This window comes from Mesorhizobium sp. WSM1293 (assembly GCF_000513875.1).
GTDB classification, from domain to species: domain Bacteria; phylum Pseudomonadota; class Alphaproteobacteria; order Rhizobiales; family Rhizobiaceae; genus Mesorhizobium; species Mesorhizobium ciceri.
The window spans coordinates 808,030-829,924 of sequence record NZ_AZUV01000001.1 but is presented as its reverse complement, the minus strand read 5'-3'; the positions used below and the strand labels follow the sequence as shown (position 1 = coordinate 829,924).

Sequence of the window (21,895 nt, the reverse complement as noted above, 5' to 3'; positions counted from 1 at the left end):
ATGGCGGCCAGTTGGAGCGCAAGCGCTTCGAACCATGGTGCTGCCGCACCCCGCGCAGGCACGCCCATCTCCGGCACCTCGGTCGATGCGCTGACGCGCTTCGGATTGATCGCGGCGGTAGCGGTGCTGTTCAGCATCTCGGGGGGCATGCTGTGGCTGGTCGGCTACAATTATGATGGCCTGTTCGGCAACCCGGCGACCAAGATCCACCCGTCCACCTATCTCATCGTCCTGCTGCTTGCCTGGCGCTCCTGTGCATCAGGCAATCCGGTCGGCCATATCGTCCATCTCGCCGACAGGCGACCGGCCAGCGCGCTGATGGCCGCCATATCGATCGTGCTTCTGGTCGTCGTCATCGCCAGGCAGCGGCCCGGTATGGCCGGCATGATCGATACGTTCGTGGCTGCGGCACTTCTCGTGCTGATGCTCAGCGAGGACGACGAACGGACCTTCGCCGGGCTGCAGACCGTCGTCCACGTGGTCATGACAGCGAATGCCTTGCTTGCCCTTTTCGAGTTCGCCACCAAGACGCTTCTCTTCCCCTATCGCCTCGACGGCGTGGCGTTTACCACCGATCTGCGCTCGAGCGCGCTGCAGGGGCATCCGCTTGCCAATGCCATGGTGACGTCGATCTATGTGCTTGCGCTGCTCTCCGGTGCCAGATCCCTGTCGATGCCTGTGCGGATAGGGTTGATCGGCTTGCAATGCGCGGCACTCGTCGCCTTCGGCGGCCGCACGGCGATGGTGACGACGGTGGTGCTCGGCGGCTGCTACCTGCTTTTTCAGGGCATCACCAAATTGCGCCAGGGCCGCGTCAATCTCCTGGGTGCGGCACTCGGCTTCATGCTCGCCGCCCTGCTGCCGGTCGTCATCATCGTGGCGGCATATCTGGGCTTTTTCGACGCGCTGCTGGAGCGCTTCGTGTCGGACAGCGGCAGCGCCAATGCCCGCGTCGAGATGTTCGAGCTCTTCAAGCACCTGGAATTGCGCGATCTGATCGTGGGGCCGGATGTCGACCTGATCGACAGCCTGCGCCGCATCAACGGTCTCGAACAGGGCATCGAGAACCCGATCATCCGCACGGTCCTTTATCAGGGCGCCTTCTTCACGCTTTTGCTGACGTTCGGCTTCGTGCTGTTCCTGTTCGAGGTGGCGCGCCGCTGCCATCCCGGCATCTGGCTGCCGATGCTGGGCTGGGTCATCCTGATCAACACTTCGGAAAGCGTCGCGTCGAAGACGACGCTGCTGACCAAGTTCGTGGTGCTGGCATTGGTGCTCTATCGGCCGGCGCGGGCAGCGTTCAGGCCGGTCAGTCCGCCGGCATGGTCAGGCCAAGCGCCGCGATGATATCGGGGTCCAGCGCCCGGGTGGTGTCGTCCATCATGCCCATGCCATCGAAGAGATCCCAAAGTGCCCAGGCGAAGCCGAGTTCCTCGGCGCTCCGCCTCACATCGGCGATGTAGCGCCCGCGATCCGGATTGGGCGCGGCGACATAGCGGGCGTCGGTGCGCAGCGCGCCGAACTCGCCCATGATGATGCGTTCCGGCGCAAGGCTATGGCCATCGGCCCAATCGCGGACCTGGCGAAGATATTTGTCGACAAACCAGCGGTCGGGCTGGGCGTCGAAATAGACTTTCAGCACACGCTCGGTCTCGGCATAGGCTGCTTGCTTGGCGTCTTCAGGGGTTTCGGTGTCCTGCGCCATGCGCGCCCTGACCGATGCCAGCGTCTGTTGCAGCGAGCCGGCGGATGCCGGCCACGGCACATTGTTGAGCGACCGATAGACCGGCTCGCGCATCCAGGGCGCGCCCTGATGGCTGAACAGATAGGGCTCATAGAAGTGGAAGGTGAACAGGATCGGCTCGAAGGGCGACAGCGGGCCCGGATCGAGCGCGGTCAGTCCGCTCACCATCGAGCCGCAGCCTCCGGTGACGACCAACGGCAGGGTCGCTGCCGATGCCCTTGCCGCGGTCAGAAGCGCGAGCTGGATTTGCAACCAGACGTTCGACGCGCAGGCCTGCGCCGGTTCGTTGACCGGCTCGAGCGCCACCCTGCCGGGCTGGAACCGCGCCAGCCTGCCGGCAAGCTCGCCGACCAGCCCGCGATAGAGATCGAAAGCGGGTGCGGCGGTGCTGGAGACCATGCGGTCGGGGTTCCAGTAATGGGTGGCAGCGTTGGCCTGGATGTTGACGATGATGCCAAGATCGGCGTCGAGGGTGGCGGTGACGGCGGCGTCCAGCATGTCCAGCAACTGACTGCGCGTCTTGGCGTCGGCGGCTAGGAAAGGGCCGGGATCGATGGGCAAGCGGATGAAATCGAGCCCGGTCTCGCGCAACCGACGCAGGTCGTCTGGGGTCGGCACCGGCCGTTGCGACTGGAAGGGCGGCCAGCCGTAATCGGTGCGGGGTGCGGGAAATTCACGCGTCAGCGAGAACCAGGGCCAGGCGTTGACGCCGCGCCGAAACCGCGTCCCGGCGGCGGCGCGAGCGATTGGTGCGACCGGGAGCGAGCCGAGAGCCGCTGCAGTGGACAGCGCGGTCCGCAACACCCGCCGGCGCGACCAGCCTATCATACGGTTCCTGGCGATGCGTGATCCATCGCAGTGGTCTTGGCGGCGGTCATGCCGAGCAGATGATAGGCCTCGTTTTCATAGGCGAGCAGGACATCGTCCCAGCGAAAGGCTTCGCGGGCCCGCGCCCTCGCGGCAACGCCGCAGGCCTTGACCAGGGCATCATCGTCCAGCGCCTGCTGCATCCGCTCGGCGCAACTGTTCTTGTCGGTGAAGTAGATCGCCGCAGCCCCTGCGGTCCACCTGTTGTAGGGATTGTCATGCGCGATCACCATGTTGCCGGCCGCCAGCGCCTCGACCAGCGACGGGTTGGTGCCGCCCACCGTGTGGCCGTGCAGATAGGCGCGGGCGTGGAAGCGCAGGGCCTTCACCGTTGCCTGGTCGTAAATGGCGCCCGGCAGCACCACCGAACCGTTCGCCGCCTTGCGGATGGCGGCATGGTAGGGGATGTCGTCGGACAGCGTTCCCAGCACCACCAGCTTCATGTCGCGCTTGGTGGAGCAAAAGGATTCGACAATTGGCAGGATGTTGTTGTCGGGTTCGATGCGCGCGATCGAGATGAGATAACGCCCGGGCTCGAGGCCGAGCGCCCGGACCGGCGCCTCGGGCGCTGATGCCACCGGATCGGCGCCATAGGCGATGGTGGCGATGGCGCTGCGCGGCCGGCGCGTCGCCAGGTGATCGGCGATGGCGGGATGATCGGCGACCAGCCGATGCGAGGCCCAAGCGCCGATCCATTCGTTGAGCCAGAACCAGGTTCGCGCCGCCATCCCCCATTTGGGGCGACGCCACTCGATGCCGTCCATGTTGGTGAAGATCTTGCGCCGCTTCAGCCTGAGCCAGGTCAGGAAGACCGCGCCATTGTAGCCGAGCACCAGGCAAACGCCCTGTCGCCTGGCAGCATCGCGGGCGCATTGCCAGTCGAATTCCAGGGTCGCGCGCGGTCCCTTGGAGGCGACCTGGATGTGAATGAGCTCGATGCCGCGCCAGGTTTCGCTGCGCACCCGCTGGTCGATCCGCTCGACCTCATCCTGGCAATAGACGCCGACCTTCCAGCCGCGCCCGACAAGAAACAGCGCCAGTTTTTCGGCAAAGGTTTCAAAGCCGCCATGGGCCGCGGGTATGCCGCGGGTCCCCAGGATTAGAATGGCGGGCTTTTCTGGTTTCATGGCCGGCGGCACTTTCACACATCTCATATATTAGATACTGCTTAATTTATAATGAGCAGACCGCAACTTTCGTGCCATCTTCCGATTTCGGTATCCTGGGAGGGGATCATGGCGCGGGGTTGTAAAAAAACGGTGTTGAACCCGGTGGTTGTTTCATTCTCGGTCAACCCTTCTGTGCGTAGCTGTATCGAAACGAAGCAATGCCAGGGGCGTACGGCCGGCAGTCGGACATATCGAACCAGGCATGATTCTTGCGGACGGGGTTCTGCCACAATCGCCCAGCGCGATGGTTGTAGCACCCGGCGGGAAACAAAGATGCGGATTGCCTGCGTTCATCAGGGTTATGAACTCTATGGTTCTGACCGCAGCTTCGCGGAGAGCGTGGCTGCGCTGCGCGCCGCGTTTCCGTCGGCCGACATCGAGGTGGTCTTGCCGCGCAGCGGGCCGATCGTCCAGATCCTGGAAGCGCATGCCAGCCGGATCGTCTTCGAACCGCTCTGGGTGCTGAGGCGTCAGGCCATTGCGCGCCTTGCGACAGTCGAGATGGCGCGATTGCCGGTTGCCGTGTTCAGGGCGTGGCGGCGCCTCAAGGCCTGCGACCTCGTCTATGTCAACACCTCGATCGTTGCCGACTATGCGCTGGCCGCGCGCTTGCTGCCTTACAAGGCCGTCCTGCACATCCACGAAATCCCCGAAGGCGCCATGCGCAGGGTACTTGTCGGCCTGATGCGCTGGAGCCATGCGGATCTGATCTTCAATTCGCGCGCGACACGCGCCGCGTTTGGCGATCCCAAGGCGGCGCGCGCATATGTCGTCTACAACGGCGTTGCCGGGCCGGCGGCGGTCGAACCAATGACGTATGACGGCAAGCGCCCATTGCGGGTGCTGCTGCTCGGCCGCATCAACCGGATCAAGGGGCAGGAGGTCCTGCTGGAGGCGATCGCCTCGATGCCGGCAGAACTCCAGGCGAGGGTCGAGGTCAGGCTGGTCGGCGGCGCCTTCGAGAGCACCGAGCGCGAGCGTGCGCTTGCCGAACTGGTCGAAACCATGGGGCTTGCCGGGCGCGTCGGAGTCCTGCCTTTCATTCCCGATCCCTCGGAGCATTATCGCTGGGCCGACATCGTCACCGTGCCGTCGCGGCGTCCGGAATCGCTGGGCCGCGTCGCCATCGAGGCGATGGCTTATGGCCGGCCGCCGCTTGTGTCGGCGATCGGCGGGCTGGTGGAAGTGGTCAGCGACGGGCAGACCGGCTGGCATGTTCCGCCCGGCGACGCAGTAGCTCTTGGCGCGAAATTGCAGGAGATCATCCTCGCCCCTGAGGCCTGGCGCGGGTTTGTCGCTGCCGGGCGCGCGCGCTATGAGGCGATCTTCAGCGAGCCGGTCGCGGCCGCGGCGATCACCGCGATCGCCGCCGAAAAGCTGAAGACGACCATCGCGCGGCCGGGCAGGGCGCCCGCTGCCCGCGCAGCGGAGACACGGCCGTGAAGTTAGCGTTTCCGAGCCATCTGGTTCGACGCCTCGTGCTGATGATCGGCGGCGAGGCGATGCAGAGCGGCTTTCATTTCGCCCTCAACATCATGCTGTTGCACATGCTGTCGGCGCAGGGCTACGGCCTCTTCGCCATCGGCATGGTGATGGGCGGGGTCGGCCTGTCCTATATCAGGTCGCTCACCGCTGTTCCCGCCAGCATCTGGATGAGCAAGAGCACCAACAGCGCCGGCGTCGATACCTATGACGTGGCGTTCGGAACGGCGGCGCTGATCGTGGCGTTGCTGATGGCCGTCGGCACGGCTGTTCTGATGCATGTCCTTGGAGATCCAAGCGGAATTGCCGCCGGCTGCTTCGTCGGTGCCTGGTCGTTGCGCAGCCATATGCGCACGGCTTTCTTCGCACGGCGCCAGCAGGTTGTCGTCTCCATCAGCGATGGCGCTTTTACAGTCGCCGGCTGTGTCCTGACCGGGCTGTCGATCTGGTTGGTCCAAGACCCGCTGCAGACCGTATTCTATGCACTTGCAGCCGCAAATGTCTTCGGCATTTTCGTTCTGGTCCGCCTGGCTCGGCGCTCGCTTCGCATCAGCTTCCGCATGCCGACGCGCCGACGCTATGTCAGGCTCTGGCCCCAACTGCGCTGGTCGGCATTCAGCGCGACCACCACCAACATCCAGGGTCAATGTCTGGCGCTGCTGGTCGCCGGCATTGCCGGGCCAGCCGCCTACGCACCGCTGGCGGCGGTTCTGGTGCTGTTTGCTCCGCTGCGCATCATCAGCCTTGCGTTCGTCAACATGACGCAGCCGGATCTCGCCAGGCTGATGCGGAACAATGAAACAGGCCGTGTCTGGACGCAGGCCAAGATCTGGGCGCTCGTCATGGGGCTCGGCGGCCTTGCTTATGGATGTGCGATCATGTTCGTCCTGCCGATGATAAAATCCCAGGCTCTCCAGGACGCTTCGACCTGGTTCATCGGGCTTTTCGTGATCGCGAATTTTGTCCCGATCATGCTCTATATCATGCCCCGCATCGTGCTTGAGATACTCGGCGATTTTCGGATCGTCGCGTTCATCACCACGGGCGGCGCGGTCGTCGGGCTGGCGCTGATCGCGGCCCTGCTGGCAATCGCGTCTCCGCCGTGGGCGTTGTTGGGTTCCGCCGTCTCGGAGATGTTCGTACTCGTGGCATCGTGGTATTTCGCGCATCACCGCATGTGGAATATCGAGCATCCCGATGAGGCGCGTGACAGCCGGTTGGGCTTGTGGCGGCGGACCTTGCCGTTCGCTACGGCAAAGCGATAGGAAAAAACATGGCAGTCCAGGCGGTGCAAATTGCTGCGGTGACCGGCTCGCCCGATGGCCAGTCCTCCCATCCGGCCACCGTCGTCGCCATCGATGCCTACACGGCGCGGCTCCACACCAGCTTGCACGCGGTGAGGCCGCTCTGGCTGCGCCTCCAGGCGGACGGTGTGTGCACCGCCCACCAAAATTATGCCTGGGCCGAGGGGATCGTCGCGCGGCTAATGCCGGAAGGTGCGGAACTGCTCATCGTGGAGGTAAACGATGCCGTGACGGGCGCGCCGCGAATGCTGGTGCCGCTGATACGGCGGCCGGCCTTCCGCCATCGGGTGATCGAATGGCTGAGCTGTGGCGTTTGCGACTATTCGGCACCGCTGCTGGCCGATGCCAGCCCGTGGACGATGCAATCGGCGCAGGCCGCGTGGGCTGCGGTGCGTTCCGTGCTGCCGCCGGCGGACCGCATCCAGATCACGGGAATTCCGCAATCGATCAGCGGCGTCGCCAACCCTCTGGCCTTGCTCGCAGCCACGCGCGATTCCCTGCATACCAGCTTCGGCCTCGCCATCGACGGCGACCCGGAAACCGTGCTCAAGCGCCTATGCCGGCCATCCTTCGTCAAGGCCTTCAACAAGGACTGGCGCCGCCTCGAACGGCTTGGCGACGTGGAACTGGTCGAAGCCAACACGCCGGCCCTGGTGGAGGTCATCTTCGGCGGCCTGGTCCGGATGCGGCTCAGCCGCTTTCGCGAACTGGGCCGCTTCGACCTGCTGACGCAGGCGACGGCTGTCGACTTCTATCGAAACGCCGCTCTCGAGGGCCTGTCGGATGGATCGGTGCGGCTCTTCGGGTTGCGTGTTGGTGAAGCTCTGATCGCGGTACAATACCTGCTGATCCATCAAGTCACCGTTCATGCTCTGCTGATCTCAATCGATCAGGGCGCGGTGCCCAATGTCTCGCCGGGACTTCTGATCATGGGCAAGTTGATGAGCTGGGCGCGCGGCCGCGGTTTCGATTATTTCGACCTGTCGGTCGGCAACCAGAGTTATAAGGAACATATGGGTGCCGTGGGTTCGGGCCTGCGCGAGCTTTGCCACGGGATTACGGTGCGAGGCAGCGCCGTGAGCGCAGCCATCGAGGTCCGCAACCGGGCCGAGGTGTTCGTGCGCTCCAAACCTCGGCTGCTGAAGAGGCTCCAGGGACTGATGCGGGACTTGCGGCGCCTGCGTGGGGGCTCGGAATGACGGGAGAAGCATGTGGCAAGCTACGCGGCGCGAACGACTCCGATAAGGGATTTGCCCGGTGGGCGGTTTTCCCCGACTGTCGCCAACGCTGATGCAACCGCGCACTTCACGGCTCGGCTGCACACCAGTTTTGATACCGTAAGGCTGCTATGGCTGCTGCTTGAGGCGCACGGCGTCTGCACTGCCCATCAGCACTATGCCTGGGTCGAAGGAATCGCCGCACGGCTGATGCCCAAGGACGCGGACCTGGTCGTCATCGAGGTGAGTGACGCCGTGACCGGCGCGCCGGCCATGCTGCTGCCGCTGATGCGGCGCCGGGCCCTCGGCCACCACGTCATCGAATGGCTGAGCTGCCGCGTGTGCGACTACTCGGTGCCGCTGCTGGCGGATGGGAGAGCGTGGACCAGGCAGAGTGCCGACGCCATGTGGGCGGCGGTCCGTGCCGTTCTGCCACCGGCGGATCGCATCCATATCGCCGGGATCCCGCAGCAGATCCACGGCCTGGTCAATCCGCTGGCACTGCTTTCGGTGGCGCGCGACTCCATCCAGGTCACCTCCGGCCTCGTCCTGCATGGCGACCCGGAGACGCTCATCAAGCGGATCTGCAAGCCGTCCTTTGCCAAGGCCTTCCGCAAGCATTGCCGCGGCTTCGAACAGCTTGGTGGCCTCGCTCTGGTCGAGGCCGACACGCCGGATCTGACCGAGGAGCTCCTGGATGTGCTGCTGGAACTGCGGCTGAAGCGTTTTCGTGAGCTTGGGCGTTTCGATCTCCTGACGCAGGTCCCGGTCGTCGATTTCTACCGCGCCGCGGCGCTGCAAGGTCTGTCCAATGGATCGGTGCGGCTCTTCGGTCTACGCGTCGGTGAAGCCTGGCTCGCCTCCATCTATGTGCTGGTCAGAAAAGGCACACTTCACGCCCTCCTGCTGGGCATCGACCAGAACGCGGTCGCCAATGTCTCACCCGGCCTGACGACGATGGGCAAGCTGATGATGTGGGGATGCGAGCGGGGCTTCGACTATTTCGACCTGTCGGTCGGCGGCCAGGGCTACAAGCAACATATTGGTGCCTCGAGTTCGGTTTTGGCCGAGATCTGCGAACCGGTGACGGTGCGGGGCAGGGCTGCGAACGCAGCCATTCTGTTGCGCAGCCGGGTCGAAGGCATGACGCGGTCGCGCCCCCGGCTGCTCAAAGCCGTTCAGGGCCTGACGCGCCGCTTGCGGCGACTGAAGGACTGAGGACGAGCGTTTGCCGGTCCTGCCGACGACCGATGCAAAGAGGCACCAAGGCCGGCAAGGTTGTTGACAGGGTTGGTTGGCTCTATATTTGAAAGCGCGCTTGACGTTCAGAAATGAGTGTCGTCGGCAGATTTTCTCAAATTGGCGTTTTCGGCAGATCACCTCGATGAATGCAAGTTTAGGAGATGGGATTCGTTCCATCCTCATTATTCAAACGAAGTACATTGGAGATGTCGTTCTGACATCTGCTTTGGTTCGCAATCTGCGTCTTTCTTATCCACAAGCATCGGTAACCATGCTTTGTGCGCCGGGACTCAAGCAGTTCATCGTCGCGCAAGGGATCGCCGATGTTGCCGTTGGCTTTGAATCCCGCGGCAGAGGAAGGACTCTGCTCAAGCGTTTGAGCGACTATCGTGGCGTCATCTCTGATCTGCGGCGTCGAAAATTCGATCTTAGCATCGACCTTACCGATTCAAAAACCTCGCGGATAATGCATCGTTTGATCGGCGCTCCACTTCGCGTCGGCTTCGATCCTTCCGAGCATCCGATGAAGTTCTGGGAAATCCAGCTTGCAAACGTTCTCGCCGCGACTTTCGGACAGGGCGGCCCCCATTATCTCTACAGGAACCTGTCTCCACTCCACGCGCTTGGGTTGGATTGTCAGGACCCAACGCCTCGGCTGCAGCCGAACGGGACCGCCCAGGAAGAGTGTGCCAGGATTCTTGCGGAAAACGCTTTGGCAAAGAAGTCATATGTGGCCGTGCATGCCGGCGCTAGGTTCGAAGGACGTTGTTGGCCGCCGCAACATTTTGCTGCGGTCATCGACGAGGTATACGCCAAAACCGGGTTGCGATCTCTGCTCGTTGGTGGGCCGGATGAGGGGCTTGCCGCGCAAAGGATCCTTGAAGTGGCAGCGTCGCCGGTCGCCAGTGTCGTCGGAAAGGCCTCGCTTGAAGTCCTGACGGCATTGTTGGCCGAAGCATCAATCTTTCTAGGCAATGAGAGCGGCCCGATGCACATCGCGGCATCTGTCGGAACTCCAGCGGTGGGGTTGTACGGCCTGACGTCGCCCGAGCAATGGGGCCCGTTCGGTGTCCCGAACCGGACGCTCCAGCCGGTCATGCCCTGTCCATGCATCGCTCCAGGTGTTTGTAAAGAAAACAACCCCGGTGGGGTCTATTGTGTGCAGCGGCTTCAGGTTGCCGAGGTCGCGGCAGCGACACTCGATCTCATCGGGGCAGTCCGAAAATCCACTCATTCGGGTATGCCGGCCGCTTCGTAGGCTGGCGGCAATAGGCACGATCACGCGCGGCTTCGTCTTCGCGCGCTTCACATCGTGATTCAGGCCGAGACCCGAGCATCTTCAAAAGACTGCAAAATTTAACCGGACTGCAATCTGCACTGCCACGAAATTGACAGGACACCTCGTCTCCGGCATCCTTGGAGCCAGTCGCAAGGCCGCCGACAGCGGCCGTGTTGCGTGTCAGGGCGACCGAGGGCAGTGTCATGTTCAGTCCCGTCACAGGTCAGAATTCCAAACGCGCCGCGGTGCGCAAAGCGCTCGATCGTCACAAGGTCTACATCACCGAGCAGCGTTTTTCGGAGGGCACCTACCAAGCCCGGGTTCTGGTCGATGGCGAGGCCTATTGGGTCGACGAATTCCGGCTGAGCCAGTTGCAGCAAGGGCTGTCGCCGGCGGAGCTCGAGTTGACGCCGGCCGCTGACGATTGAGAGCGTGACTGGCTTGTTCCTGGCCGCCGTGCTTCGATCTTTGCGATGACAACTCCACCAAAGCTCAAAGCCTATCGCGCCAAACGCGAATTCGCCAAGACGCCGGAACCGGTTGGCGGGCTCGTCAGCAGCGACGGTAACCGCTTCGTCGTGCACAAGCACCACGCCACCGCAGACCATTATGATCTGCGACTGCAGGTCGGCGATGTCTTGAAGAGCTGGGCGGTGCCGCGCGGGCCTTCGCTCAATCCGGCCGACAAAAGGCTGGCGGTCGAGACCGAGGATCATCCGCTCGAATATATCGACTTCGAGGGTGTCATTCCCGAAGGCGAGTATGGCGGCGGGCCGATGATCGTCTGGGACACCGGCAGCTGGGCGCCGATGGACGATGTCGAAAAGAGCTTGCGCACCGGCGCCTTCAAGTTCCGGCTGGCCGGCGACAAGCTCAATGGCGGCTGGATGCTGACACGGCTGAAACCGAAACCCGGCGAGGACGAAAACAAGAAGAACTGGCTGCTGTTCAAGGAGCGCGACCTCGCCGCCGACACCGCGCTTGACATCCTCACGGCCCGGCCGGAGAGCGTCAAATCCGGATTGCGCATCGAGGAGCTGGCGGCGCCGGCAAAGCCCGCCGCCAAACCCGCGCCCAGACAGGGATCGCTGACGCCCGGCACGCTGCCGGGCGCCTTCAAGGCCCCCATGCTTGCCCGTATCGAGCCGCAGCTGGCGACGCAGGTGCCAAAACCGCCCGATGGCGAAGACACCAAACAAGTCTGGCTGCACGAGATCAAATTCGACGGCTACCGCACCATGGCGCATCTCACTGACGGCGTGGTCAAGCTGATCACCCGTGGCGGCATCGACTGGACGAAGCGTTATGGCGACCTGCCGCATGCGTTCGCCAAACTGCCGTGCCGCGACGCCATCATCGATGGCGAGATCGTGGTGCTCGACGCCCGGGGCATCAGCCGTTTCGCGCTGCTGCAGGATGCGCTGGCGGAGGGCGCCGGCAGCAAGCTCCATTTCTACGCCTTCGATCTTCTCCATCTCGACGGCTGGGACCTGACCAAGGCGCCGCTGGTCCGGCGCAAGGCGCTGCTCGCGCAGATGCTGTCGAGCCTCGGCGCCAATTCCGCCATCCAGTTCTCCGACCATGTCGAGGGCTCGGGGCAGGGGCTCTACGGCCAGGCGTCGGAACTGGGGCTGGAGGGTGTCGTCTCCAAGCGCGCCACGGCCATCTATCAGAGCGGCCGAAGCAAAAGCTGGACCAAGACCAAGGCGCTGCAGTCGGGCGACTTCGTCATCGCCGGCTTCACCATCTCCGATGCGGCCGAAGGGCTGGCGGCGCTCGGCATGGCAGAGTTCGAGGATGGTGAATTGCATTATCGCGGCAAGGTCGGCACCGGTTTCGATGCCGCCACCGCCGGTGAGTTGCTCGCCAGGCTGGAGCCGCTGCGGGAAGGCGCCACCGCGCCCGAGGGCGTCCCGCGCGAAATCATGCGCGAGATGAACTGGGTGCGGCCGCTGCTGTCGGCGCGCATCCACTACGCCAACCGCACATCGGACAACGCACTGCGCCACGGCGTCTTCCGCGGTTTGAGGGATGTCGGCCTGTCGACGCCGGTATCCTCGACACGCAAGCGGCTGATCGCCGAGGCTGACCTTGCCACCATCTGGGTGACCAACCCGACGCGCCGGCTGTTCGGCAAGACCGGCCCGACCAAGCTCGACATCGCCGTCTATTATGCGCTGGTCGGCGATTTCATGCTGCCGCACATTCTCGGCCGGCCGGTGTCGCTGGTGCGCTGCCCGACCGGCCTGCCGAAGGATTGCTTCTTCCAGCGCCACGCCTTCACCGGCATGCCGCCCTCGGTGGTGACATTCGAGGCGACAAATTCCGAGGGCGAAACCAAATCCTATCTCTCGGTCGAAGGCGCGAAAGGGTATCTGGCGCTGGCGCAGTTCGGCGTCGTCGAGTTCCACACCTGGGGCACCCACCGCGCCAGCCTCGACAGACCCGACCAGATCGTCCTCGACCTCGATCCGGGCGAGGGGATCACCTGGCGCGAGGTGGTCGAGGCCGCCGTGCACATCAAGGACGAATTGGAGCGCCTGGGGCTGGTGCCGTTCGCCAAGACCTCCGGCGGCAGCGGCATCCACATCACGGTGCCTGTGACAGGCAAGCAGAACTGGAAGAAACTGCACCAGGCAACCAGCGCGATCGCCACGCATCTGGCGACGACGGCGCCTGATACTTTCACCACCACCATGGGCAAGGACAACCGCAAGAAGCGCATCTTCATCGACTACCACCGCAATGCGCGCGGCCACACCTCCGCAGCACCTTACTCCTTGCGCGCCCGCACCAATCTGCCGGCCTCGACGCCGGTCAGCTGGAGCGACCTCGAATCCATCGATGCGCCGCAGGATCTGAATTATTCGTCGCTGCCAGGGCTGTTGGCGACGTCGGGCGATCCGTGGGCGGAGATTGATAAGTTTGCGCGGGATCTGCCGGTGGTCTCGGGGGCGACGAAGTAGTTGCAGAAGACGAAGTAAGTAGTTGCAGAACAAGGACCGCCGCGATCCGTGGCGCCCCCCTCTGTCCTGCCGGACATCTCCCCCTCAAGGGGGGAGATTGGCCACTACCCGGGCTTCCGCTAATCTGCAACGCTGCTGAAGTGGGCGAGACGCCGAAGCTGTTGATCTCCCCCCTTGAGGGGGAGATGTCCGGCAGGACAGAGGGGGGCGCTGTCCCGCCAGCGTTTCAAATTCCAGTCCATCGACGCTTCCAACAATTTGAATTATTCTCTGTCCACGACCTCAAATGCATGGCGGAAGATTTCGTCAGGGATTTGCCGGTATTGTGTGCGGTCGGTGTAGGATTTGCTCAGCCTCAATCGTCCTCGGACGAAAGCGCTGCAGGTCTTTGTCAGTGCATGACCGCGTAGGAGTGTTTCATGGCGCCCAGGGCAAGTTGGAAAGGTTACCTCAAACTCAGCCTCGTGAGCTGTCCGGTGCGGTTGTATCCCGCCACCAGCGCCAGCGAGCGCATCTCGTTCAACCAGTTGCACAAGAAGACCCATAACCGCATCAACATGAAGCCGGTCGACCCCGAACTAGGGCTCGTCGAGCGTGCTGATCTGGTCAAGGGTTACGAATACGAGGACAAGCAGTACATCATCATCGATGATGCAGACCTCGACGCGGTGCGCATCGAATCCAATCACACGATGAACATCGAGGCCTTCGTCGACGAGGACGAGGTCGACGTCATCTACCAGGACGCGCCCTACTACATGGCGCCCGACGGCGCGATGGCGGAGGAAACCTTCGCCGTGCTGCGCGAAGCGATGCGCAAATCCGGCAAGCTCGCCATCGCCCGCCTTGTGCTGTCGAGCCGCGAGCGCGTGGTGACGATCGGCGCGCGCGAGAACGGCATGTTCGTGTGCACCTTGAGGAACCCGAACGAAGTGCGCGGAACGGCTGAATATTTTGGCAATATTCCAGCTGGCAAGCCCGACCCCGAAATGCTGCAGCTCGCCGAAGCGCTGATCAAGCAGAAGGAAACCACCTTCGATCCGAAGAATTATGAGGACCGCTACGAGGCGGCGCTCATGACGATGATCCGCGAGAAGCTGAAAGGCCACAAGCCGATCATTGCGGCGGCACCGGAGCGCGGCAATGTCATCAACCTGATGGATGCGCTGAAGGCGAGCCTGTCGCAATCGAAGCCGCCGGCCAAGTCGAAGAGCAAGGCCGACGAGGTTGCCAAGCCAGCCGCAAAGAAAGCGGCAGCGGGTGGTGCTGCTGAAAATCCGCTGAAGGCCAATCTGCTGAAGGCGGTCGGCAAGAGCAAGAAATGACGGCACCGGCCGGCGCTGTTTTCGGCACCATCGGCGCGCTGGCGGCGTTTCCGCTCAGACTGGCCGCGCGTGAAGTCGAACGCCAGCACGGCCAGCTGCGGCGCGGCGTCACCAGGCGCACCACGCATGTCGTGTGCGGCCGCACGCTGCTCGCTAAAGCCGGGCTTTCCAGGAACGGCGATGCCGAGATCGAGCGCCGTGTCGCCGCCGAGCGCGCGGCCGGGCACAAGCTCCTCAGCGAGAACGGGTTCCTGCGCCTTCTCGGACTGATGAAGACACCGGAAGCGTCTTCGCTGTCGCGGCAATCGCTGATCGATCAGTCGCGGCTATCCGGCGTCGAGCTCGATTTGTTGTCACTGTTCGATGCGTTCGAGCATGACGCAGAACCCTATTCCTTCCGCGACCTGATCCTGGCGCGCAAATATGCCGGGCTCGTCGCCGGCGGCGCGACATGGGGGGCGATCGCGCGCTCCGTCCACCGCTCCGGCCCGGTGGCGTCGCTGACCGCCAAGTCGCTCAATGTCGGCTCGCAGCATGGGCGCGCCGATGCGATCTATCTCGAAGGCGGCCAGAGCGAACTCGACGGACAGCTTCTGTTCGATTTGGGCAGCGCCGGTTCAGCAGGCGACGACACACTGGAAGAGTTGTTTGCCGAGGCCGAAGCGGCGGAGGAGGGTGGCGACCATGATGGGGCAGCCGCACTCTACCAGCGCTGTCTCGCCATCGATCCGAGCGATGCGATTGCCGCCTTCAACCGCGCCAACTGCCTGCGCGCCGGCGGCCACGCGGCGGACGCCGCGCACGATTATATCAATGCGATAAAACTCGATCCGGCCTTCGTCGAGGCCTGGTTCAACCTCGCTGGGCTGATGAGCGAGCAGGGCCGCGAGGCCTCGGCGCGAAGGCACCTGCAGAAAGCGATCGCGCTCGACAAAAACTATGCCGATCCGGTGTTCAACCTCGCCCGGCTCGAATTCGACGCCGGCGATCTGCCGGAGGCGCGGCGGCTGTGGGTGCGCTATCTCGAACTCGATGCGGAGTCCGAGTGGTCGCGGGTGGCGGCCAAGGGCGTGCAGTTCGTGGATCTGCAGTTGGCGCGTACGGCGGGGTGAGGGATGCTGGCGCTTGANCACCCCCCTCTGGCCTGCCGGCCATCTCCCCCGCAAGGGGGGAGATCGGCAGCTTGGGCGTCCCGTTCCTGCTTGCAAAGTGGGAGATTGGCGAAAGCGGTTGAGCGCGCAATCTCCCCGCTTGCGGGGGAGATGTCCGGCAGGACAGAGGGGGGTGTGACGGAACTCGACCTCTCCAGCAAGGCCGCCCCATGACCACATTCCTCTTCGATGGCCACGATGCCGCCCCCGTCACCATCCTGCTCGCTCACGGCGCCGGAGCGTCGATGGATTCCCCCTCGATGACCGCCACCGCCAAGGCGCTGGCCGAAGCCGGCTTCCAGGTCGCGCGCTTCGAGTTCCACTATATGGCTGCCCGCCGCTATGGCCACCGCAAGCCGCCGCCGCGGGCCGAGACGGTCAACCCGGAATATATCAAGGCGATAGCCGACCTCAGGGCGAAGGGCGTGACCGGCCCGCTCGTCATCGGCGGCAAGTCGATGGGCGGGCGCGTCGCCTCGATGGTTGCCGACGAGATGTTTGCCAAGGGCGAGATTTCAGGCCTGCTGTGCCTCGGCTATCCCTTCCATCCGCCGGCCAAGCCCGATCAATTGCGGACCAAACACCTTGCCGATCTAAAGACGCCGACGCTGATCTTCCAGGGCACCCGCGACGAGTTCGGCACCAGGGACGAGGTTGCGACTTACGACCTTTCCGATCGCATCGAGGTGATCTGGCTGGAGGACGGCGACCACGATCTCAAGCCTCGCAAGAGTGTTTCGGGGTTTTCGACCGCCGATCATCTGAAGACGCTGGCCGGGACGGTCAAGGCGTGGTCGGGTCGGATCGCTTCCTGAAGCGATGAAGATCGCCTCCTTCAACATCAACAACATCAACAGCCGGCTTGAAAACCTGCTGACATGGCTGGCTGTGGCAAAGCCCGATGTCGTGTGCCTGCAAGAGTTGAAGGCACGCGACATGCAGTTTCCGCGCTCGGCATTGGCGGCGGCCGGCTATGGCGCGGTGTGGAAGGGCGAGCCGACGTGGAACGGCGTCGCCATCCTGGCGCGGGGCCCCGAACCGGTGCTGACCTGCGATGCCTTGCCCGGCGACGAAGCCGACAGGCAGAGCCGCTACATCGAGGCGGCGGTGAATGGCATTGTCGTCGCTTGCCTCTATGCGCCGAACGGCAATCCCCAGCCCGGCCCGAAATTCGCCTACAAGCTCGCCTGGCACGCGCGGCTGGAGGTGCATGCCGAACAGTTGCTCGACACCGGCCTGCCGGTGGTGCTGGCCGGCGACTACAACATCGTGCCCGAGCCGCGCGATATCTACGCCACCCGCTCCTATGACGACAACGCGCTGGTGCAGCCGGAAAGCCGGGCGTCGTTCCGGCGCCTGCTCGACCAGGGTTGGCTTGATGCCCTGCGCAAGAAGCATCCGAAGGAAACGCTTTACACATTCTGGGATTATCGCCGCAACCGCTGGCGGCGCGATGCAGGCCTCCGGCTCGATCACATCCTGCTGTCGAAGAAACTGGCACGCCGCCTGACCGCCGCCGGCATCGACCGCGACGTGCGCGGCGAGGACGGTGCCAGCGACCATGCGCCGGTGTGGGTGGAATTGAAGTAAGGCGACTGCTTTCATGCGTCGCGCTTGAACGGATCCATGCAACGCGCTTTAAGTCTTTTGTCTTGATGCATGTCGCTGTCCCAAACCCGGGTTCGCTTTTGGCCGACATGCAATAACCTGTCGGCAAAGTATTCCGACGCAGCCGGATCGCCCATGAACGCAATCCTCCACGAGATCTGTGAAACGAGGCTCCATGCCTGACTTGGGCGCTGTCGAGATACTGTTCGCCGCCCTTGTGGTGCTTGCGGCAGCTGTCGTGTCCTGGCGGCTGTGGCGGAAGCGCAGCCGCCGCAAGGGACGGCGGCAGACCAATCCGGCTGCCGACTATGCCGTCCGCACCGACTGGAGCGGCCGCGGAGGCATGCTCAATTACTCGTCCTTCGTCTATTTCGATGTCGATCGCGACGGCAAATACGGCGCCGGAGACCGGCCGATGGCCGGGATCATGGTGCGGCTGTATGACGAAGCCGGCAAGCTCGCCGCGTCCGCGCGCACCAACAATGCCGGCTTTGCCAATTTCCCCATGTCGGTGAAAAGCAGAAAGGCCGTGATCCGCAAGCCGGGCAACTGGCGCTTTGTGGTTTCGGTGCCGCCCGGCTGGCAGGCGAAAAGCGAAAACGACATTCAGTCCCGACACTTCCTGCCGCTGCCGGGTTCGCCGGCCGGGATGGTATCACAGGAGATGCTGCTGCCGGTCGGTCTGGCGCCGCCGCGCCGCGTCAGCGGGCGCGTTGCCGGCGATGGACCCGCGACCCTCTCCGTGTCGGGGGACGGGCACGTCCTGGAGACGCGGACACTGGCGCCGGGTGCCGTCTTCAGCTTCGACCTGGCTGAAGAAGCCGACACGGTCAGCATCAGTGGCGAAGGCTTGGAGCGGCGGCTGACGCTGTCGCCCTACTCGGCGGATCTCGGCCTGCTGTCCGCGCAACGCGCCGGCATTGCCACTGATGCCGCTCTCGAAACGATCGGTTTCGACGATGTGACGTCGCGCACCTTCAGGAAAATTCCGGCCGGTCATGCCGGATTGGCGTGGCGCAACCTGAATGCGATGGCGCGCGACTACACCAAGGACAGCCAGGGCTATGTCAATGGCAACGTCTCCGGTGACCATGTGCTCTACACCAGCAGCGGGCTGCCTGCCGAATTCAGCTGCGAACGGCCGTTCGGCTTTCACTCGGTCATGCTGAGCGCCGCCTGGCTGGCGTCGGAAGGGGAGGTAGCGCTGATCGAAAGCTGGCTTGGCGAGCAGCTGATTGCAAGCGATCAGATCACGCTGTCGGCGCTGACGCCGTTGCACTACGCTCCAATGCTCAAAGCTGTAACGCGTGTTCGCCTGTCGACGAAGCACTATTGGCAAATGGTCGTGGACGATTTGGTCCTGACGCGCTGAGATTTGGGCATGCCAAAGCGGAGCGAATTTCGCCCCGCTTCAATCAGGGTGCGTTTACGGTCAGAGCGGCGCGGCGCCGTTTGAAATAATAATAGAGGCGCCGTTTAACGCTGTGATCGCCGACAGACGGTCCTTTTTCAAGAACGACGGCTTCACATAAATCTTTTTCATATCAGAATCTCCTAAAATTCCAGTCTGATGATGCCATACTGCGGCCATCTGTCAACCATGCGAGCTGAAAGCAACAAACAATAAACCCAACAATGCGCGACAAGGGGCCAGGGTCCCTATTCTTTGTTTCGGGCCATCCCAAAACCAATTGCACCTGGAGTTTGCTCTCCAGCGCCGGCGCGATCCGCCAGAGATGCGCCGGATTAAAGCGTGACGCTGCTCGGGGCGTTTGCCGTGACAGCGGAAAGCTTGCCCTTCTTGACGAAAGTCGGCTTCGCGTAAGTCTTCTTCATCGTGATCTCTCCAGAATCCTCGGCGAGCATGGCAGATGCGCGACATGTGTCAACCAAGCCGGGCGCCGACGGCGGCCCTCCTGGCGCTATCGGCTGGCGGCCAGCGGCTGGCCTCCGGCTCGCTCGACGGCACGGCCCGGCTATGGGGCATGGACACTGGCCACCAGATCGCGCTGTTCGACAGCAAGACCGGTCCCATCTATGCGGGCGTCCGCCGCGGTGCTGACTGGCGGCAATGATCGCACCACCCGCGACTGGCCGCCCAACGGCGGTGACGGCGTCGTGCTGTTTGCCGGCGCGTCGGAATGAGCAAATCTTGATCACCTTGTCCGCCGTGCTATGTAAAGCCCATGCCAGCATCCAGCCTCCCAGACAACGCGCCGCTCATCGTCATCGATCTCCAGACCGGTATGTTCGACGGCGTGCACGAACCGCCGATCTATGATGCGCCAGGCATAGTCGAGCGCACCAAAGCGGTGATCGACTGGGCGCGGCGCAGCGGGCGCAAGGTCGCATTTGTCAGGCATGATGGACCCGAAGGCGATCCGTTGGCACCGGATCAGCCGGGCTGGCCGGTTTGGCCCGCATTTGGCCAAGCTGCGGACGAGCCGACCTTTGCCAAATCCGTGCGCGATGCTTTCAGCAATCCCGCTTTCGGCGACTGGGTTGCCGGGCAGGGTGCGGGTGCTGTCGTGCTCCTGGGCGCGCAGACCGATTTTTGCGTGGCCGCGACGGTCAAGGGCGCGATCGCCAGAGGGCTCGGCGTGACCGTGGTGTCCGATGCGCACAGCACGCTGGACAATGCCAGCGAGAGTGCCGAGCAGGTCATCATCAGGCACAATGGCGAATTCGCCGAGGCCGGCGTCAATCTGGTGACCACAAAGGCGCTTGTCGGCGGCTGAAGCCCGAACGTCGCCGCAGGCCGCATTATCAGGCAGGCCGGCTTGAGGACTTCGCGAGGGAAGACAGCGCCGGGCGCCTGCCGTGGTCGACGCGGACGGGGGGGCGCATTGTTGGGATGGCTCGGGCGCCCGCGTCAACCAGGTCGGCTCGTACCGCCGCATTAGCAACATTGCACATTGCGTGCCGCTCGAAACTTCCGCGAAAGCGGAATAGGCCGGAGCAAAAGGGCGGATTCGGCTGAGACTTTCGGCGCGCTTTCCCGGTCCGGGAGTCAAAAAGTCTGCTGGTTATTGGGAATGTCGTTTAAGGCGTTTGCCGGTGCTGCACCGGATCGGCGAGGAACGACACCGCAATCAGGTCGTCGCCATCGATCCGGCCGTGACGATCTTCCATGATGGCCGCGACCTTTTGAAAGGTTTTCATTTCGGCATCCGTCACCCGCGCATCGCGCATCCGGGCTTGGAGATCGGCCAGGCGAACGCCCAAAGCAGGGGATGTCACAGCTTTGCTTATCATCTTCACTCGTCCTGATTGGAAACTGACATGGGCAACCCGCCGCCATGGCTGGCGGCGGGTTTGGGACAATTCCAAGTTCAGTCGTAGACCTTGACGATCTTGCGGGTGCCCGGATCCACCAGGACGGTGCGGTTGTCGACCACCACGTAGCGGTATTTGACGTCGGGGATCTCATGAAGCTCGACCGTGTCCGGCAACGCGCTACCAACATTCAGTTCCACGCCGGGAATCTTGACCGAAGCGAGGGGCTGCTTCTTCACATACTCGCGGATGACCGTGTCCTGTTCAGGCTGGATGACAACGTCCTGAGCGGCAACGGCGCCCACTCCGGCCAACAGCAACAGCGCCGCTGCGGCGCCCGTTAGGTGCATTTTCATACTGTTTCTCCTTGCGAGTCAGCATGACAAGATCGTCCAACGCTGACGGCAACTGAACTTGAGCCAACTGAAAATGTTCCTCAGATTGGGCTTCGGTCGGATGCTGTCTGCGACTTAAGTCTGGCCCGAGAGCGCATTGGTCTTACCGACGGGAACGGCTCTCTGTTCACGGCTGTTTGTCTCCCGGAATTCGGAGAAACAGATGGACAAAAGTGTTGGCCAAGCGCGCTGGTTGCTCGCACCGATTTTCGCGACAGCCGTTACCTTTCTGGTGATGGGAATAGTCCTTGGCTGACATGTCGTCGAACGGCGCAGCAACGTCCCTTCCTGCGCTGAGAGGGTTCGCAAGCCGCTTCGGCGCCTGGCGAACCCTCTATCTTTACCATACGCCGGCCTGCTCGTCGCTATCGTCCAGCAGTTGCTCGTCCAGTTTGCCGCTCGGTTATCGGGCCGTGTGTATCGATCGAGCCGGCGGCGAAGACAAGACACGTTGATCCGTAGGCTGCTCGCTGAAGTAAAGCGAACTGCCGAGAATGAGGAACACGATGCCCACCGCCGTCAATCCAACCATGAGCACGGCAATCGCCGTTCCTGGGCCATAGCCTGTCTTGATGATGGTGGATCGGTGGACCATCGCGGCGTTCTCCAGACACCCGGCGGTGCCGAGTTCTGCGACAAACGACAAGCGAGGCCCGATGTTCCCTCATTGGAAGCCTCAATCGGTCACTTTGGGCTTTTGCTTTTTCCTGTAGGACCAAGGTCTTATCTGCCGAGCGCAAAGGTCCAAGGGGCCTTGTTCAGTTCCGATAATGTCCCTTGGATGTTCCGTCACTTTAGGTAAACCTGATATATTGCCTGGGCGGAAAACTTAGCTGGCCAAGCAAAATCGCCCGCGAACCGGGCATGGAA

At 63.1% G+C, this 21,895-nt stretch carries 21 protein-coding genes; 15 read left to right on the top strand and 6 right to left on the bottom strand.

All coding sequences use genetic code 11. The features are described from left to right. Positions 1–1,347 carry a VpsF family polysaccharide biosynthesis protein gene (locus M729_RS0104155; RefSeq protein WP_027160836.1) on the top strand — a complete coding sequence of 449 codons (1,347 nt, stop codon included), beginning with the start codon at positions 1–3 and terminating at the stop codon, positions 1,345–1,347. Here M729_RS0104155 and M729_RS0104150 read toward each other — a convergent pair. After that, positions 1,310–2,572 (bottom strand): cellulase family glycosylhydrolase, encoded by a 1,263-nt coding sequence (locus M729_RS0104150; protein ID WP_027160835.1) that lies wholly within the window; start codon positions 2,570–2,572, stop codon positions 1,310–1,312. The genes M729_RS0104155 and M729_RS0104150 overlap by 38 nt on opposite strands. Further along, positions 2,569–3,738, bottom strand: a complete 1,170-nt coding sequence (locus M729_RS0104145; RefSeq protein ID WP_027160834.1) for a DUF1972 domain-containing protein — start codon at positions 3,736–3,738, stop codon at positions 2,569–2,571. The genes M729_RS0104150 and M729_RS0104145 overlap by 4 nt, the downstream gene beginning before the upstream one ends. A gap of 315 nt (positions 3,739–4,053) precedes the next feature. Between M729_RS0104145 and M729_RS0104140 the strand changes: the two genes are divergently transcribed. The 12 genes from M729_RS0104140 (at position 4,054) to M729_RS0104085 (ending at position 18,726) form a co-directional block, all read left to right on the top strand. Continuing rightward, positions 4,054–5,223 (top strand): glycosyltransferase, encoded by a 1,170-nt coding sequence (locus tag M729_RS0104140; protein WP_013530608.1) that lies wholly within the window; start codon positions 4,054–4,056, stop codon positions 5,221–5,223. Further along, positions 5,220–6,527, top strand: coding sequence for a hypothetical protein (locus M729_RS0104135; RefSeq protein WP_027160833.1), 1,308 nt, complete (start codon positions 5,220–5,222; stop codon positions 6,525–6,527). Before M729_RS0104140 ends, M729_RS0104135 begins: the two co-directional genes overlap by 4 nt. An 8-nt stretch (positions 6,528–6,535) precedes the next feature. Continuing rightward, the gene (locus tag M729_RS0104130) at positions 6,536–7,765 is read left to right on the top strand and encodes a GNAT family N-acetyltransferase (protein WP_027160832.1); all 1,230 of its coding nucleotides are present in this window, start codon (positions 6,536–6,538) and stop codon (positions 7,763–7,765) included. Positions 7,766–7,777: 12 nt separating this feature from the next. Next, positions 7,778–9,001 (top strand): GNAT family N-acetyltransferase, encoded by a 1,224-nt coding sequence (locus M729_RS0104125; RefSeq protein ID WP_027160831.1) that lies wholly within the window; start codon positions 7,778–7,780, stop codon positions 8,999–9,001. A gap of 100 nt (positions 9,002–9,101) precedes the next feature. Next, positions 9,102–10,283 (top strand): glycosyltransferase family 9 protein, encoded by a 1,182-nt coding sequence (locus M729_RS01000000134630; RefSeq protein ID WP_338039707.1) that lies wholly within the window; start codon positions 9,102–9,104, stop codon positions 10,281–10,283. 224 nt (positions 10,284–10,507) lie between these two features. Then, a complete protein-coding gene (locus M729_RS0104115) occupies positions 10,508–10,732 on the top strand; it encodes a hypothetical protein (protein ID WP_027160830.1) in 225 nt (74 codons plus the stop codon). A gap of 45 nt (positions 10,733–10,777) precedes the next feature. Continuing rightward, positions 10,778–13,270, top strand: a complete 2,493-nt coding sequence (gene ligD, locus M729_RS0104110; protein WP_027160829.1) for a DNA ligase D — start codon at positions 10,778–10,780, stop codon at positions 13,268–13,270. Between the two features lie 419 nt (positions 13,271–13,689). Next, positions 13,690–14,595, top strand: coding sequence for a Ku protein (locus M729_RS0104105; protein ID WP_024501732.1), 906 nt, complete (start codon positions 13,690–13,692; stop codon positions 14,593–14,595). Then, a complete protein-coding gene (locus M729_RS0104100) occupies positions 14,592–15,707 on the top strand; it encodes a tetratricopeptide repeat protein (protein WP_024501731.1) in 1,116 nt (371 codons plus the stop codon). Before M729_RS0104105 ends, M729_RS0104100 begins: the two co-directional genes overlap by 4 nt. A gap of 209 nt (positions 15,708–15,916) precedes the next feature. Beyond that, entirely contained in the window at positions 15,917–16,561 is a 645-nt protein-coding gene (locus tag M729_RS0104095) for an alpha/beta fold hydrolase (protein ID WP_027160828.1), read from the top strand. A 4-nt stretch (positions 16,562–16,565) separates the two neighbouring features. Further along, a complete protein-coding gene (locus M729_RS0104090; RefSeq protein ID WP_027160827.1) occupies positions 16,566–17,336 on the top strand; it encodes an exodeoxyribonuclease III in 771 nt (256 codons plus the stop codon). Positions 17,337–17,529: 193 nt separating this feature from the next. Then, the gene (locus M729_RS0104085) at positions 17,530–18,726 is read left to right on the top strand and encodes a hypothetical protein (protein WP_027160826.1); all 1,197 of its coding nucleotides are present in this window, start codon (positions 17,530–17,532) and stop codon (positions 18,724–18,726) included. A gap of 60 nt (positions 18,727–18,786) precedes the next feature. On the opposite strand, the gene M729_RS1000000136860 is transcribed toward M729_RS0104085, so the two are convergent. Both M729_RS1000000136860 and M729_RS1000000136855 read right to left on the bottom strand, forming a co-directional pair. Beyond that, positions 18,787–18,897, bottom strand: coding sequence for a hypothetical protein (locus tag M729_RS1000000136860; RefSeq protein ID WP_084652553.1), 111 nt, complete (start codon positions 18,895–18,897; stop codon positions 18,787–18,789). 203 nt (positions 18,898–19,100) lie between these two features. Next, complete coding sequence (locus M729_RS1000000136855; RefSeq protein WP_081714185.1) at positions 19,101–19,190, bottom strand: hypothetical protein; 90 nt, start codon at positions 19,188–19,190, stop codon at positions 19,101–19,103. A 35-nt stretch (positions 19,191–19,225) separates the two neighbouring features. On the opposite strand from M729_RS1000000136855, the gene M729_RS0104070 reads away from it, so the two are divergent. Continuing rightward, positions 19,226–19,429: a hypothetical protein gene (locus M729_RS0104070; protein WP_024501727.1), complete on the top strand. Its 204-nt coding sequence runs from the start codon at positions 19,226–19,228 to the stop codon at positions 19,427–19,429. 111 nt (positions 19,430–19,540) lie between these two features. After that, a complete protein-coding gene (locus M729_RS0104065; RefSeq protein WP_027160825.1) occupies positions 19,541–20,092 on the top strand; it encodes an isochorismatase family protein in 552 nt (183 codons plus the stop codon). Positions 20,093–20,396: 304 nt separating this feature from the next. On the opposite strand, the gene M729_RS0104060 is transcribed toward M729_RS0104065, so the two are convergent. Continuing rightward, positions 20,397–20,609, bottom strand: coding sequence for a hypothetical protein (locus M729_RS0104060; protein ID WP_013530624.1), 213 nt, complete (start codon positions 20,607–20,609; stop codon positions 20,397–20,399). Positions 20,610–20,686: 77 nt separating this feature from the next. Beyond that, the gene (locus tag M729_RS0104055; protein WP_013530625.1) at positions 20,687–20,986 is read right to left on the bottom strand and encodes a DUF1236 domain-containing protein; all 300 of its coding nucleotides are present in this window, start codon (positions 20,984–20,986) and stop codon (positions 20,687–20,689) included. Positions 20,987–21,895 lie beyond the last annotated feature (909 nt).

What these genes read in the sequence shown, in the direction of transcription:
- M729_RS0104065 (WP_027160825.1), top strand. Translation starts at nt 19,541, where the DNA reads ATGCCAGCATCCAGCCTCCCAGACAACGCGCCGCTCATCGTCATCGAT.
- ligD (WP_027160829.1), top strand. Translation starts at nt 10,778, where the DNA reads ATGACAACTCCACCAAAGCTCAAAGCCTATCGCGCCAAACGCGAATTC.
- M729_RS0104095 (WP_027160828.1), top strand. Translation starts at nt 15,917, where the DNA reads ATGACCACATTCCTCTTCGATGGCCACGATGCCGCCCCCGTCACCATC.
- M729_RS0104115 (WP_027160830.1), top strand. Translation starts at nt 10,508, where the DNA reads ATGTTCAGTCCCGTCACAGGTCAGAATTCCAAACGCGCCGCGGTGCGC.
- M729_RS0104070 (WP_024501727.1), top strand. Translation starts at nt 19,226, where the DNA reads ATGCGCGACATGTGTCAACCAAGCCGGGCGCCGACGGCGGCCCTCCTG.
- M729_RS0104140 (WP_013530608.1), top strand. Translation starts at nt 4,054, where the DNA reads ATGCGGATTGCCTGCGTTCATCAGGGTTATGAACTCTATGGTTCTGAC.
- M729_RS0104150 (WP_027160835.1), bottom strand. Translation starts at nt 2,572, where the DNA reads ATGATAGGCTGGTCGCGCCGGCGGGTGTTGCGGACCGCGCTGTCCACT.
- M729_RS0104055 (WP_013530625.1), bottom strand. Translation starts at nt 20,986, where the DNA reads ATGAAAATGCACCTAACGGGCGCCGCAGCGGCGCTGTTGCTGTTGGCC.
- M729_RS1000000136860 (WP_084652553.1), bottom strand. Translation starts at nt 18,897, where the DNA reads ATGAAAAAGATTTATGTGAAGCCGTCGTTCTTGAAAAAGGACCGTCTG.
- M729_RS0104090 (WP_027160827.1), top strand. Translation starts at nt 16,566, where the DNA reads ATGAAGATCGCCTCCTTCAACATCAACAACATCAACAGCCGGCTTGAA.
- M729_RS0104060 (WP_013530624.1), bottom strand. Translation starts at nt 20,609, where the DNA reads ATGATAAGCAAAGCTGTGACATCCCCTGCTTTGGGCGTTCGCCTGGCC.
- M729_RS0104145 (WP_027160834.1), bottom strand. Translation starts at nt 3,738, where the DNA reads ATGAAACCAGAAAAGCCCGCCATTCTAATCCTGGGGACCCGCGGCATA.
- M729_RS0104100 (WP_024501731.1), top strand. Translation starts at nt 14,592, where the DNA reads ATGACGGCACCGGCCGGCGCTGTTTTCGGCACCATCGGCGCGCTGGCG.
- M729_RS0104085 (WP_027160826.1), top strand. Translation starts at nt 17,530, where the DNA reads ATGCCTGACTTGGGCGCTGTCGAGATACTGTTCGCCGCCCTTGTGGTG.
- M729_RS0104130 (WP_027160832.1), top strand. Translation starts at nt 6,536, where the DNA reads ATGGCAGTCCAGGCGGTGCAAATTGCTGCGGTGACCGGCTCGCCCGAT.
- M729_RS1000000136855 (WP_081714185.1), bottom strand. Translation starts at nt 19,190, where the DNA reads ATGAAGAAGACTTACGCGAAGCCGACTTTCGTCAAGAAGGGCAAGCTT.
- M729_RS0104155 (WP_027160836.1), top strand. Translation starts at nt 1, where the DNA reads ATGGCGGCCAGTTGGAGCGCAAGCGCTTCGAACCATGGTGCTGCCGCA.
- M729_RS0104105 (WP_024501732.1), top strand. Translation starts at nt 13,690, where the DNA reads ATGGCGCCCAGGGCAAGTTGGAAAGGTTACCTCAAACTCAGCCTCGTG.